The organism is Stenotrophomonas sp. YJH_SMC_57, from assembly GCF_059369755.1.
Window position 1 is genome coordinate 171,821 of sequence record NZ_JCAFSZ010000009.1, and the last position, 13,283, is coordinate 185,103.

The following is a 13,283-nucleotide window of genomic DNA, read 5'->3' on the forward strand; positions in this document are numbered from 1 at the left end:
TTACAGGCGGCTGGCGATGGCCTGGGCGAAGCTCATGGTGGTACCGGTGCCACCCAGGTCGCCGGTCAGCGAGTCCTTGGCTTCCATGGTGGCCACGATGGCCTTGCGCAGGCGCTCGGCATTTTCCGGCTGACCGACGTGGTCCAGCATCTGCGCGGCAGCCAGCAGCAGTGCGCACGGATTGGCCTTGCCCTGGCCGGCGATGTCCGGCGCGGTGCCGTGCACGGCTTCGAAGATCGCCGCGTCCTTGCCGATGTTGGCACCCGGGGCCAGGCCCAGGCCGCCGACCAGGCCGGCGCACAGGTCGGAGATGATGTCGCCGAACAGGTTGGTGGTGACGATCACGTCGAACTGTTCCGGACGCATCACCAGCTGCATGCAGCAGTTGTCGACGATCATTTCCTGGAACTCGATCTCCGGGTACTGCGCGGCCACTTCACGGGCGACGTTCAGGAACAGGCCCGAGGTCGACTTGATGATGTTGGCCTTGTGCACGGCGGTGACCTTCTTGCGGCCGGTGCTCTTGGCCAGCTCGAAGGCGTAGCGCACGATGCGCTCGGAGCCCTTGCGGGTGATGCGGGTACCGGAGAAGGCGGTCTCGCCATCGGCCGACACTTCCTGGCCTTCGGCCAGGTACGCACCTTCGGTGTTCTCACGAACGGTGATCAGGTCGACGTTGTCGAAACGCGACTTGGTGTTCGGGAAGGTGTGGGCCGGACGCACGTTGGCGTACAGGTCGAAGTGACGGCGCAGGCTGACGTTGATCGAGGTGAAGCCACCACCGACCGGGGTGGTCAGCGGGCTCTTCAGCGCCACCTTGTTGCGCGCGATCGATTCCAGGGTCACCGCCGGCATCAGGTCGCCGTGCTTTTCCAGGGCCACCAGGCCCGCGTCGGCGTCTTCGTACTCCAGGCCAGTCTTGAGCTGGTCGAGCACGAACAGGGTGGCGTCCATGATTTCCGGGCCAATGCCGTCGCCGCGGATGACCGTAATTTTCTGCGTCATTGATCGATGTTCCGAACAGGGGGAAAAACGCCGTCCGGACGTGCCCGGAAACGCCGGCGCAAAGGAAGTTTCACCGGCAATTATGCCTGAGCCGGGGCCGAGGTCCCAAATAGACCATGGTCCCAGTGCCCGGCTCAGGCAGAATTGCCCGCGCATCCCACCTTATCCCTGCGCCTGTCGGCGCACCCCCTTGAACAACAAGGGGGCTCCTGGGCTGTTGGATCGCGGGGAAGCCCCCACGCGGGTGCGGTAGTGCCGGCCGCTGGCCGGCAACTTCGGCCATGTCGGGTTAACGGGATGCCGGCCAGCGGCCGGCACTACCGGGAGGGCCGCAGACCCCAGTTCCCGGCACCCGCCAGTTTCAGTGCTCGTGTGCTGCCGGGGCGGCGGCGCCGCCTTCGAGCTGGTCGAGGAAATCGACCGCGCGGCGCAGGTGCGGGATCACGATCGAGCCGCCCACCACCAGGCCGACCGAGAAGGTCTCGAAGAACTCCTCGCGGGTCACCCCGGCGTCCTTGCACTGGGCCACGTGGTAACTGATGCAGTCGTCGCAGCGCAGCACCATCGAAGCCACCAGGCCCAGCAGTTCCTTGGTCTTCACGTCCAGCGCGCCGGCCTGGTAGGTCTGCGTGTCCAGCGCGAAGAAGCGGCGCACCACCTGGTTCGGTTCGCCCAGGATGCGCTCGTTCATGCGCTTGCGGAAGTCGGTGAATTCAGCGATACGGTCCTTGCTGCCGTCGTCGGCCGCGCTCATGCCTGGCCCTGCCCGGCCAGCAGCGGCTCGAGCTTGCCTTCACGGTGCAGGGCCATCATGTCGTCGTAGCCGCCGACATGGACGTCGCCGACGAAGATCTGCGGCACGCTGGTGCGGCGGGTCAGCGCCATCATCTTCTCGCGCTCGGCCGGATCCAGGTCGATGCGGACCTCGGTCCACTGCTGCCCCTTGCTCTTCAGGAAGTTCTTGGCGGCCACGCAGTACGGGCAGACGGCGGTGGAATAGATGGTGATGGCGGGGGCACCGCCGGCGGTCTGGGCTGTCACGGGAAACTCCACGATGGATCGACGGTCCATATATGGTACCGGTGCGCTGGAATTTCCACGCCACCGCCGCAACACTGTGGATTAACGAATGGTTGCCCCCTGCCCTGCCACGCTTGGCGCGCCCTGCCCGAGGACCTCCTGCTTGCGAGCCCTGCTGCTGACTACCGCCATCACCCTGGCCCTGGCCCTGGCCATGCCCCTGGCCCAGGCCCAGGAGAAGCTGCCCGACATCGGCTCCTCGGCCGGCGAGCTACTGACCCCGGCGCGCCAGGCCGAGTACGGCGCGATGATGTTGCGCGAGCTGCGCAACTACGGCTATCTGCTGGACGACCCGCTGGTCAACGACTGGCTGCAGACCATGGGCACCCGGCTCGGCTCGAACAGCGACCAGCCGCGCCAGCCGTACACATTCTTCGTGATGAAGGACCGCCAGATCAACGCCTTCGCTACGCTGGGCGGCTACATCGGGGTCAATGCCGGCCTGGTGCTGACCGCCGAGCGCGAAGACGAAGTGGCCGCGGTGCTGTCGCACGAAATCGCCCATGTCACCCAGCAGCACGTGCTGCGCGGGGTCGAGCGCGCCCAGCGCGACCAGATCCCGATCCTGCTGGGCATGCTGGCGGCGGTGGTGGCCGCCCAGGCCAGCAACAGCACGTCGTCGGGCAACGCAACCATGGCCGCGATCAGTTCGGGCATGGGCCTGATGCAGCAGCGGCAGATCAACTACACCCGGTCAAACGAGTCCGAGGCCGATCGCCTCGGCATCCGCACCCTGGCCCGCAGCGGCTACGACGTGGACGCGATGGCCGGCTTCTTCGAGCGGATGGCGGCGGCGATGCGTGGCAACGAAGGCGGCTACAGCGTGCCGGAGTTCCTGCGCACCCACCCGGTCAACATCACCCGCATCAGCGAGGCCAAGGCCCGTGCCGAGCAGATGAAGAAGGACACGGTGCTGCTGACCACCAGCACCCCCAGCGGCGAACGCAGGGAGCGGGTGGACCCGGCCGACCCCAGCCTGGCCGAACCGCTGCTGCGCGGCAACAACCCGCTGCTGCCCAGCAGCGTGCTGCGCATCCCGATGGGGCAGCTCAGCCGCGGTGCCAGCGGCGACTTCGACTGGGCACGCGAACGCCTGCGGGTGCTCAGCGCCGACTCCACCGCTGAGCTGGAGCGCGAATACGCCGACATGGCCAAGCGCCAGAAGGATGGCCTGAACGACGCCCAGCGCTATGGCCAGGCCCTGGCGGTCATGCGCGGCGGCCGGGCAGGTGCTGCACAGGCCCGGCAGACCCTGGCCGCCCTGCTGCAGACCCGCCCGGACAACCTGTGGTTGGCGCTGGGGCTGGGCGAGGCCGAATCGCGCGCCGGCCAGGCCGCCCAGGCCAACAGCCGTTTCGAACAGCTGCTGCGCGAGCATCCCAACAGCCGCCCGGTGGCCCTGACCTATGCCGAGATCCTGAACGAACAGGGCAGTCGTGAAGCCGGCCAGCGCGCGCAGGCCATGCTGCGGCCGCTGTTGTCGCAAAGCGGTAACGATCCGGTCTTCCAGCAGCGATACGCCCGCGCCAGCGAGCTGGCCGGTGACAGCGTGCGCGCCAGCGAGGCCTATGCCGAGGCCGCCTTCCTCAGCGGCCGCCCGGAGCAGTCGCTGATGCAGCTGCAGGCGCTCAAGCGCAACCCGGCGCTGGACTATGTCGGCCGGGCACGGGTGGATGCGCGTATCGAGGCGATCACCCCCACCGTGCTGGAACTGCGCCGCCAGGGCGTGCAGGACCCGGACCTGGACCGCCGCTGAGCGCTGCGTGACCGGCCGATGGCAATCCAGACCGGTTCCGGCCAGGTAGTCACAAACATGTCATCAAACCGTAGTCTACTGGCACCACTCCAGTAACCGAGCCCTACGGTGTCCTCGTGCAGAAACGCATCCTGATCGTCGATGACGAGCCCGCGATCCGTGAAATGGTCGCCTTCGCCCTGCGCAAGGGCGATTACGAACCGGTCCACGCCGGCGATGCCCGCGAGGCGCAGACGGCCATCGCCGACCGCGTGCCCGACCTGATCCTGCTGGACTGGATGCTGCCCGGCACCAGCGGCCTGGATCTGGCCCGCCGCTGGCGCAAGGAAACGCTCACCCGCGAAGTGCCGATCATCATGCTGACCGCCCGCGGCGAAGAGAATGACCGCGTCGGTGGCCTTGAAGCCGGTGTCGACGACTACGTGGTCAAGCCGTTCTCGGCGCGCGAGCTGCTGGCCCGCATCCGTGCGGTGATGCGCCGCGCCCGCGAGGACGACGAGGACGGCAGCGTAGCGGTCGGCCCGATCCGCATCGATGGCGCCGCCCATCGCGTGTTCGCCAACGACCAGCCGGTGCCGATCGGCCCGACCGAATACCGCCTGCTGCACTTCTTCATGACCCACCCCGAGCGCGTCTACACCCGCGCCCAGCTGCTGGACCATGTCTGGGGTGGCAGCGTGTACGTGGAGGAGCGCACCATCGACGTGCACATCCGCCGTCTGCGCAAGACGCTGGAACCGTTCAACGCCGAGAACATGGTGCAGACCGTGCGCGGCGCCGGCTACCGCTTCTCTACCGCAACCTGAGTCTCGTCGTGCCGGCGCCGCGCACCCGCGGGTGCCGGTGCCGGCAACTCTGCTATAACCCTCGGTTCACCCCAGTGAACCGCCGCACCTCAACGACGAGATCGCAATGCCCCGCCACATCCGCTCTGCCTGGTTGAAGACCCTGGCCACCGTCGCCGCGGTACTGCTGTTCGCCGGATTGGTGGGGTGGTTCTCGGGCCATCTGTGGCTGTGCATCGCACTGGGCGCGCTGGCTACCCTGGCCTGGCATTACTGGCGCCTGCGCAGCGTGCTGCGCCGCCTGACCGCACGCCAACGCTGGGACACCGCCGACGAAGGCACCGGCGTCTGGAACGAACTGGACCGGCTGCTGTACCGCAACCAGGTGGAAATGCGCGTACGCAAGCGCCGCCTGCTGGACATGCTGCGCAGTTACCGCGCTGCGGCCGCCGCACTGCCCGATGCGGTGGTGGTGCTGGACCGCAACAGCCAGCGCGTGCAGTGGTTCAACGAAGCAGCCACCGCACTGCTTGGCCTGCACCACCCGGGTGACCTCGGCGAGGCGCTGGTCGAACGACTGCAGCCGATGCCGCTGGCCCACTGGCTGGCCGGTGGCCGCAATGCCGAGCCGATCCTCGACGTGCCTTCGCCGGTCGATCCGGCAATCCGCCTCAACCTGCGCCTGATTCCCTATTCGTCGGACTACTGGCTGCTGATCGCCCGCGACGTCAGCAAGCTGCTGCGCCTGGAACAGGTCCGCCGCGACTTCGTGGCCAACGTTTCACACGAACTGCGCACGCCGCTCACCGTGGTCCACGGCTATCTGGACATGATGGACCCGGACGATTTCCCCGGCACCGGGCCGATGCTGGAGGAGATGCGCAAGCAGAGCCAGCGCATGGCCCAGCTGGTGGAAGACCTGCTGACCCTGTCGCGGCTGGAATCGCAGGAACACAGCGAGGACGAGACCGTGGCCATGCAGCCGATGCTGGCCACCCTGCGCCGCGAAGCCGAAGCACACAGCCAGGGCCGCCACCAGATCAGCATCGATGACCTGGCTGGCGTGGACCTGCAGGGCTCGACCAAGGAGCTGCATAGCGCGTTTTCCAACCTGGTCACCAATGCGGTGCGCTACACCCCGGCTGGCGGCCGCATCGCCGTCGAGTTCCGCCGCGAAGGCGATGGCGCGGTGCTGGCGGTGCGCGATTCCGGCTACGGCATCCCGGCCACGCATCTGCCGCGCCTGACCGAACGTTTCTACCGCGTCTCCAGCAGCCGATCGCGCGAAAGCGGCGGCACCGGCCTGGGCCTGTCCATCGTCAAGCACATCCTCGGCCTGCACCACGCGCGGCTGGAGATTGAAAGCGAGGTCGGCAAGGGCTCGGTGTTCTCCTGCCATTTCGATGCCGACCACGTGCGCCCGCGTGAGTCCGCCCCCCTGACTTCCATCGAAGAATGACGCCATGAGCAGCCTCGGATCCCTCCCCCTCCCTGTGAGCCCGGACAACGATCCGCTGCGTGATCCGGCGCTCTACATCAACCGCGAACTGTCGCAGCTGGATTTCAATTTCCGCGTGCTGGCGCAGGCCATGGACCCGCAGGTACCGCTGCTGGAGCGCCTGCGCTTCATGTGCATCTCCTGCACCAACCTCGATGAGTTCTTCGAGATCCGCGCCGCCGCCGTGCGCCATGCGCAGGAGTTCGGCCTGCCGCCGGCGCCGGACGGCATGAGCCCGCAGACCATCCTCACCGCCATCCATGACCGCGCCGCCGAGCTGGTGGACCAGCAGTACCGCTGCTGGAACCAGACGCTGCGCCCGGCGCTGGCCGAGGCCGGCATCGGCGTGCTCGGTCGCCACTCCTGGAACCACCGCCAGAAGCGCTGGCTGCGCGCGTACTTCCGCAACGAGATCATGCCGGTGCTGTCACCGCTGGGCCTGGACCCGGTGCATCCGTTCCCGAAGATCCTCAACAAATCACTGAACATCGTGGTGGTGCTGAAGGGCACCGATGCGTTCGGCCGTGCCGGCCATCTGGCCATCGTGCGCGCGCCACGCTCGCTGCCGCGCATCATCCAGCTGCCCGAAAAGCTTGGCGGCACGCAGAACTTCGTGTTCCTGTCCTCGGTGCTGTCGACCTTCGTCGATGAACTGTTCCCGGGCATGGAAGTGCTGGGTGCCTACCAGTTCCGCGTCACCCGCAATTCCGAGCTGGTGGTGGACGAGGAAGAGGTGGAGAACCTGGCGCTGGCACTGCGTGACGAGCTGGTCGACCGCGGTTACCGGCCGGCGGTGCGCCTGGAGATCGCCCATGACATGCCGCGCGACATCGTGCGCACCCTGCTGCAGAATTTCGGCCTGACCGAAAATGCCGTGTACCGCATTGACGGTCCGGTCAATCTGAACCGCATCATCCAGCTGTACGACCTGATCGCGCAGCCGGACCTGAAGTACCCGTCGATGACCCCGCGCACGCTGCGCGACAGTGATGGCATCTTCGAGACCGTCGCGCGCCAGGACCTGCTGCTGCATCACCCCTTCGATGCCTTCACCGCGGTGCTGGACCTGATCCGGCAGGCGGCGGTGGATCCGAACGTACTGGCGATCAAGCAGACCCTGTACCGCACCGGCAAGGATTCGCTGATCGTCGACGCACTGATCCAGGCCGCGCGCAACGGCAAGGATGTGACCGTGGTGGTCGAGCTGCGTGCGCGCTTCGACGAAGAGGCCAACCTGGGCCTGGCTGATCGCCTGCAGGAAGCCGGCGTGCAGGTGGTGTACGGCGTGGTCGGCTACAAGACCCACGCCAAGATGCTGCTGATCGTTCGCCGCGAGGGCCGCAAGCTGCGCCGCTATGTGCACCTGGGCACCGGCAACTACCACAGCGGCACCGCCCGCGCGTACACCGACATCAGCCTGATCACCGCCGATGCGGACATCGGCAATGATGTGCACCTGTTGTTCCAGCAGCTGTCCGGCCTGGCGTCGAAGATGAAGCTCAAGCGCCTGCTGCAGTCGCCCTTTACCCTGCACACCGGCATCCTCGGCCGTATCGAGCGCGAAACCCGCATCGCCGCCGCGGGCCGTCCGGCGCGGATCATCGCCAAGATGAACGCACTGAACGAACCGCAGGTGGTGCGCGCGCTGTACGCCGCCTCGCAGGCCGGCGTGCAGATCGACCTGATCATCCGTGGCGCCTGCACCCTGCGCCCGGGCGTGCCGGGCGTGTCGGACAACATCCGCGTGCGCTCGATCGTCGGTCGATTCCTCGAGCACAGCCGCGTCTACTGGTTCGGCAACGACGGCGCACCGGAAATGTACTGCGCCAGCGCGGACTGGCTTGAGCGCAACCTGCTGCGCCGGGTCGAGACCTGCTTCCCGATCCTTGATCCGGAACTGGCCAAGCGGGTGTACCGCGAGGTGCTGCAGAACTACCTGGACGACAACCTCAATGCCTGGGAACTGGACGCCGAGGGCATCTACCACAAGCGTGCCCCGGCCCACGATGAAGCCCCGCATTCTGCGCAGATGGCATTGATGCAGGGGCTGTAACCCCCGGTGTGTCGACCAAGGTCGACACCCACCAACAGCAGCAGAAATCTGTCGAAGGCGGGATGGGTCCGGTGGCAGGGGTGTGAGCCGCATGGATGCGGCGACCAAGCCCCCATGGACGGGTTCACGGCGTCCCCTGCCATCGGACCCACCCCGCCATCCCACGGATAGCCCGCTTTTGCCGTTGCCGTTGATTCGGCAGGTGCGGTGCGCAGCCCTGCCGCACTCCCCCTACAAAATGTGAAGGCCGCGCGGTGACGAGCACACCGCCCCTTCGGCTAACATTCGTCCATGCCGCATACCACCACGACTCCGCCCGCACTGCAGGATGGCGACCTGCTGGCTGCCATCGACCTTGGCTCCAATAGTTTCCACATGGTCATCGCGCGCTACACGCTCGGCCAGCTGCGGGTGATCGACCGCCTGCGCGAGACGGTGCGGATGGCCGACGGGCTGGATGGCAAGGGCGGACTCTCCGCAGCGGCCCGCCAGCGTGCGCTGGAGTGCCTGGCCCGCTTCGGCCAGCGCATCCGCAACGTGCCACCGCACCGGGTGCGCGCACTTGCTACCAATACCGTGCGCCAGCTGCGCTCGCCGCAGTCGTTCCTGGTCCCGGCCGAGACCGCTTTGGGGCACGCCATCGAAGTGGTCAGCGGTCGCGAAGAGGCGCGCCTGATCTACCTCGGTGTCGCCCATGCACAACCGCCCAAGCCCGGCCAGCGCCGGCTGGTGATCGACATCGGCGGCGGCTCCACCGAGTTCATCATCGGCATGGGCATGCAGACCCTGGAGCGCGAAAGCCTGCAGGCCGGCTGCATCGCCAGCACCCGCCGTTTCTTCCCCGGCGGCAAGCTGAGCAAGAAGCGCTGGAAGGACGCGCTGGCCGAGATCGGTCGCGAGTTCCAGCCCTTCGCCAGCAAGTACCGCGCGCTGGGCTGGCAGGAAGCACTGGGTTCTTCGGGCACGCACAAGGCGATCAGCGAGATCTGCGCGACGATGAAGCTGAGCAAGGGCGCGATCACCGCCGAAGCCCTGCCACAGCTGCGCGACGAACTGCTGAAGGCCAAGAAGATCGACGACATCCAGTTGCCGGGCCTGTCCAGCGACCGGCGCCCGATCATCGCCGGCGGGATCCTGGTGCTCGAAGCGGCCTTCCAGGCCCTGGGCCTGCAGAAGCTGCTGGTCAGCAAGGCGGCCATGCGCGAAGGCATCCTGTATGACATCGTCGGCCGTGCCGGCGAGAACGACCTGCGTGACGAATCGGTGGCCGCGCTCAGCCAGCGCTATGGCATTGACATGACGCAGGCCGACCGCGTGCAGGAGACCGCGCTGTCACTGCTGGAGCAGGTCCAGGAACACTGGAAACTGGATGCCGACGATGCCCGCATGCTGGGCTGGGCTGCGCGCCTGCATGAGCTGGGCCTGATGATCGCGCACAGCGGCTACCACGTGCACGGCAGCTACGTGCTGGAACACTCGGACATCGCTGGTTTCTCGCGGCAGGAACAGCAGATGCTGGCCGCGCTGGTGCGCAGCCACCGCCGCAGCATCACCAAGACCGCCTTCGATGCCCTGCCCGAGCGCCTGCTGCTGACCGCCCGCCGGCTGGCCGCCCTGTTGCGCCTGGCGGTGCTGCTCAACCGCGCGCACGAGGACGCCCCGCTGCCCGCGCTGGAACTGACCGCCGACGACAACCGGCTGTCGCTGATCGTGCCGCAGGCGTTCATCGATGCCCGCCCACTGCTGCGCGCAGACCTGATCGGCGAGACCGACGGCATCGCCGGGCTGGGCATCCAGTTCCGTCCGTTCGTGGCCTGATCGCCCCGGGACGACGCTCGTCCCGCGCGCCAATTCGCGCTGCGCCGCAACATCGCATCCCCAGGATGCGACGGGTACTGCCGTCGCAAGTTCCGGTTTTTCCTCACATATCCATCACACCGATGACATGGGAGGAAATATTTCGACATAGACCCTTTACAACCTCTTAACTATCGAGACTAGTATCGGAGCACCGGCGCAGTTCGGCTGGGCCATTGGATGCCTTCCTTGGGTATCTCCGTACGTCTTTGAGAGAGAGAGAACGTAATGACTTCACGTACCGTGTTGGGCAAGGCGATTGCCCACGCCCTGGTGACGACCACCGCCCTGGCCGTCGTGCCGGCGTTCGCCCAGGATGCCGGCAGCGCCTCGCCGACCAATCTGGATCGCATCGAGATCACCGGTTCGCGCATCCGCCAGGTCGATGTGGAAACCGCCCAGCCGGTGCTGGCGCTGACCCGCGTCGAGATCGAGCGCCAGGGCTTCAGCTCGGTGGCCGACATCCTGCAGAACGTCACCGCGATGGGCAGCCCGGCCATCAGCCGCGCCAACGCGCTGAGCGCGGGCGAGAACACCGGCGGCACCTACATCGACATGCGCAACCTGGGCGCACAGCGCACGCTGGTGCTGGTCAACGGCAAGCGCCTGGGCATCAGCACCTCCGGCTACCAGGACGTGTCGTCGCTGCCGGTGTCGGCAGTGGAGCGCATCGAAGTGCTGAAGGATGGCGCTTCGGCCATCTACGGTTCCGACGCGATGGCCGGCGTGATCAACATCATCACCCGTTCCAACGTCAACGGCGTGACCGCCAATGTCTACCACGGCCAGTACAGCGAAGGCGATGGCGCCCGTGACCGCTTCGACGTGGTCGGCGGCTGGAGCAATGACCGTGTGTCGTTGACCCTGGCACTGGAACACTCCGAGGAAAAGAGCGTCTGGGCCAAGGACCGCTGGTTCAGCAAGTACGGCGTGAGCGACCGCCACCCGAACGATCCCTCCAACTGGACCACGCTGAGCCAGTGGGGCCAGTTCACCGGTCTGAAGGGTGGCCCTGGCTGCACCAACACCAGCCAGGGTTGCGGCTACTCGCTCAACCGCGGCGCTGACCCGACCAACCCGGCCAACTACCACCTGACCGACGCGACGCCGTTCACCGGCGACGTCAGCAACGCCAACGAGCAGATGCACGTGATGTATCCGCTCAAGCGTGATTCGGTGTACTTCGACGGCCGCTTCAAGATCACCGACCAGGTCAACCTGCGCACCGAATTCGGCTACAACAAGCGTTCGGCCGAGCGCCAGATCGCAGGCTACCCACTGCAGTCCAGCTCGGTGTCGATCTCGGGTGACCCGACCGCCACCGGCCTGATGTCCAAGGACAGCTATTTCAATCCGTTCGGCAACCAGCACGGTTATGCCCGGCCGACCGACATCGCGTGGAACCGCCGTACCTGGGAAATTCCGCGTGTAAGCACCAGCGAACTGAAGACCTACCGTGCGGTCGTTTCGCTGGATGGCACCTTCGAGATCGGCCAGCGCTACTTCGACTGGGACGTGGGCTACCAGTACAACCGCAACGAGCTGACCGCCACCGCTACCGGCAACCTGCACAAGAAGCGCGTGCGTGACGCCGTGGGTCCGTCGTTCCTGGATCCGGCCACCGGCAAGGTGATGTGCGGCCGCCCGGGTGCGGTGATCGACGGCTGCAAGCCGTGGAATCCGCTGGTGCCCTACGGCAGGAACGATCCGAACGGGCTGACCGGCAATGAAGAACTGATGGCCTGGCTGTTCCCGGCGGAGCGGACCACCGGCCGGACCACCACCAAGAACGCCTTCGCCAACCTGTCCGGCAGCATCATGACACTGCCGGCCGGCGACCTGGGCTTTGCCTTCGGCGTGGAAAGCCGCAAGGAAGACGGGCGCTACACCCCCGATGCCCTGGCCCAGACCGGCGCCACCACCAACCTGGCCGCCGGCCCGACCGGTGGCAGCTACAACGTGAAGGAAGCCTACCTGGAGCTCAACGTACCGGTGCTGGCCGACCTGCCCGGCGCGCGCGAACTGAGCTTCAATGCCGCCACCCGCTTCTCCAAGTACAACACCTTCGGCAATACCCTCAACAGCAAGTTCGGCTTCAAGTGGAAGCCGATAGACCAGCTGTTGGTCCGTGGTACCTGGGCCGAAGGCTTCCGCGCCCCGACCATCAACGACCTGTACGGTGGCGGTTCGGAAACCTTCGCGCAGTTCAGCGACCCGTGCGACACCGTGTTCGGCTCGGCCAAGGGCAGTGCTGAAGTCCGCTCGCGCTGCGCACGTGACATCGCTGATGCCGCCAACTTCCGCCAGCTGAAGCAGGGCAATGTCCCGGTGACCACGGCGCAGGATGCAACCCCGACGCCGTTCGTGTCCGGTTCCAATCCGCTGCTGGTTCCGGAAACCTCCACCAGCAAGACGCTGGGCCTGGTGTGGAGCCCGACCTTCATCAGCAACTTCAACGTCGCGCTGGACTGGTGGAAGATCCGCATCGACAACACCATCGTCGGTGACAGCCCGAACCAGATCCTGAAGGATTGCTACGAGCAGGGCATCGAAGCACGCTGCAGCCGCTTCACCCGCGACCCGTCCAACGGCATCGTCACCGGCCTGAAGTTCGGCAACCGCAACGCCGGCTTCGCCGAGACCGAAGGTTACGACCTGGATGTCAGCTACCGCGTCGACACCGGCTACGGCAAGCTGAGCGCAGGCTGGACCAGTACCTATGTAAGCAAGAACGTCTATCGATCCACCAACGATGTCCGCGATGCGATCACGCCGATCAACGGCGTTGCCAACACCATCGGCACCGCCACCAGCCTCGCCTTCCGCGTGCGCTCGAACCTGGTGCTGGGCTGGGATGTGGGCGACTTCGGCGTCAGCTGGACGGCGCGCTACTACTCCGGCGTGAAGGAGCGCTGCGCCAATGCCAGCCTGTATCCGGACGAATGCTCCGATCCGACCTTCCTGGCGCCGTGGCTGAAGGCGCCGACCGCCTACAACGAGCGCGGTGCAGTGACCTTCCACGATGTGCAGTTCCGCTACAACCTGCCGTGGGACGCCACCGTGTCGGTGGGCGCCAACAACGTGTTCGGCAAGGAAGCCCCGGTGATGTACAGCAAGCCGAACTCGTCGTTCTCCTACTACGGTGGCTACGACATCGGACGCTTCATGTACATGAAGTATCAGCAGCGCTTCTGATCCATCGCGCTGTCATCTGCAACAGGAACCACGGCCCCTCGGGGCCGTGGTTTT

9 protein-coding genes are annotated in these 13,283 nt (G+C 66.4%); 6 read left to right on the top strand and 3 right to left on the bottom strand.

Going from position 1 to position 13,283, the window contains the following annotated elements:
• From AC5P7U_RS14135 to grxC, 3 genes are all read right to left on the bottom strand, one after another.
• Complete coding sequence (locus AC5P7U_RS14135) at window positions 1-1,005, bottom strand: isocitrate dehydrogenase (protein ID WP_014036138.1); 1,005 nt, start codon at window positions 1,003-1,005, stop codon at window positions 1-3.
• A gap of 361 nt (window positions 1,006-1,366) precedes the next feature.
• A complete protein-coding gene (locus tag AC5P7U_RS14140) occupies window positions 1,367-1,759 on the bottom strand; it encodes a carboxymuconolactone decarboxylase family protein (protein WP_005408260.1) in 393 nt (130 codons plus the stop codon).
• Window positions 1,756-2,046 (bottom strand): glutaredoxin 3, encoded by a 291-nt coding sequence (gene grxC, locus AC5P7U_RS14145; RefSeq protein ID WP_004154541.1) that lies wholly within the window; start codon window positions 2,044-2,046, stop codon window positions 1,756-1,758. The genes AC5P7U_RS14140 and grxC overlap by 4 nt, the downstream gene beginning before the upstream one ends.
• 142 nt (window positions 2,047-2,188) lie before the next feature.
• Here grxC and AC5P7U_RS14150 point away from each other — a divergent pair, with 142 nt between their 5' ends.
• The 6 genes from AC5P7U_RS14150 to AC5P7U_RS14175 all read left to right on the top strand — a co-directional run bounded on the left by AC5P7U_RS14150 (window position 2,189) and on the right by AC5P7U_RS14175 (window position 13,229).
• Window positions 2,189-3,841 (top strand): M48 family metalloprotease, encoded by a 1,653-nt coding sequence (locus AC5P7U_RS14150; RefSeq protein ID WP_495221219.1) that lies wholly within the window; start codon window positions 2,189-2,191, stop codon window positions 3,839-3,841.
• A 116-nt stretch (window positions 3,842-3,957) separates the two neighbouring features.
• The gene (phoB, locus tag AC5P7U_RS14155) at window positions 3,958-4,647 is read left to right on the top strand and encodes a phosphate regulon transcriptional regulator PhoB (RefSeq protein WP_005408258.1); all 690 of its coding nucleotides are present in this window, start codon (window positions 3,958-3,960) and stop codon (window positions 4,645-4,647) included.
• 106 nt (window positions 4,648-4,753) lie between these two features.
• On the top strand, window positions 4,754-6,085 hold the full coding sequence (gene phoR / locus AC5P7U_RS14160; RefSeq protein ID WP_008267063.1) for a phosphate regulon sensor histidine kinase PhoR: 1,332 nt from the start codon (window positions 4,754-4,756) through the stop codon (window positions 6,083-6,085).
• A 4-nt stretch (window positions 6,086-6,089) separates the two neighbouring features.
• Window positions 6,090-8,177: a polyphosphate kinase 1 gene (gene ppk1, locus AC5P7U_RS14165; protein WP_049458124.1), complete on the top strand. Its 2,088-nt coding sequence runs from the start codon at window positions 6,090-6,092 to the stop codon at window positions 8,175-8,177.
• 291 nt (window positions 8,178-8,468) lie between these two features.
• Window positions 8,469-9,995 (top strand): exopolyphosphatase, encoded by a 1,527-nt coding sequence (gene ppx / locus AC5P7U_RS14170; protein ID WP_004154536.1) that lies wholly within the window; start codon window positions 8,469-8,471, stop codon window positions 9,993-9,995.
• Window positions 9,996-10,262: 267 nt separating this feature from the next.
• On the top strand, window positions 10,263-13,229 hold the full coding sequence (locus AC5P7U_RS14175; protein ID WP_004154535.1) for a TonB-dependent receptor domain-containing protein: 2,967 nt from the start codon (window positions 10,263-10,265) through the stop codon (window positions 13,227-13,229).
• The last annotated feature ends 54 nt before the right edge of the window (window positions 13,230-13,283 follow it).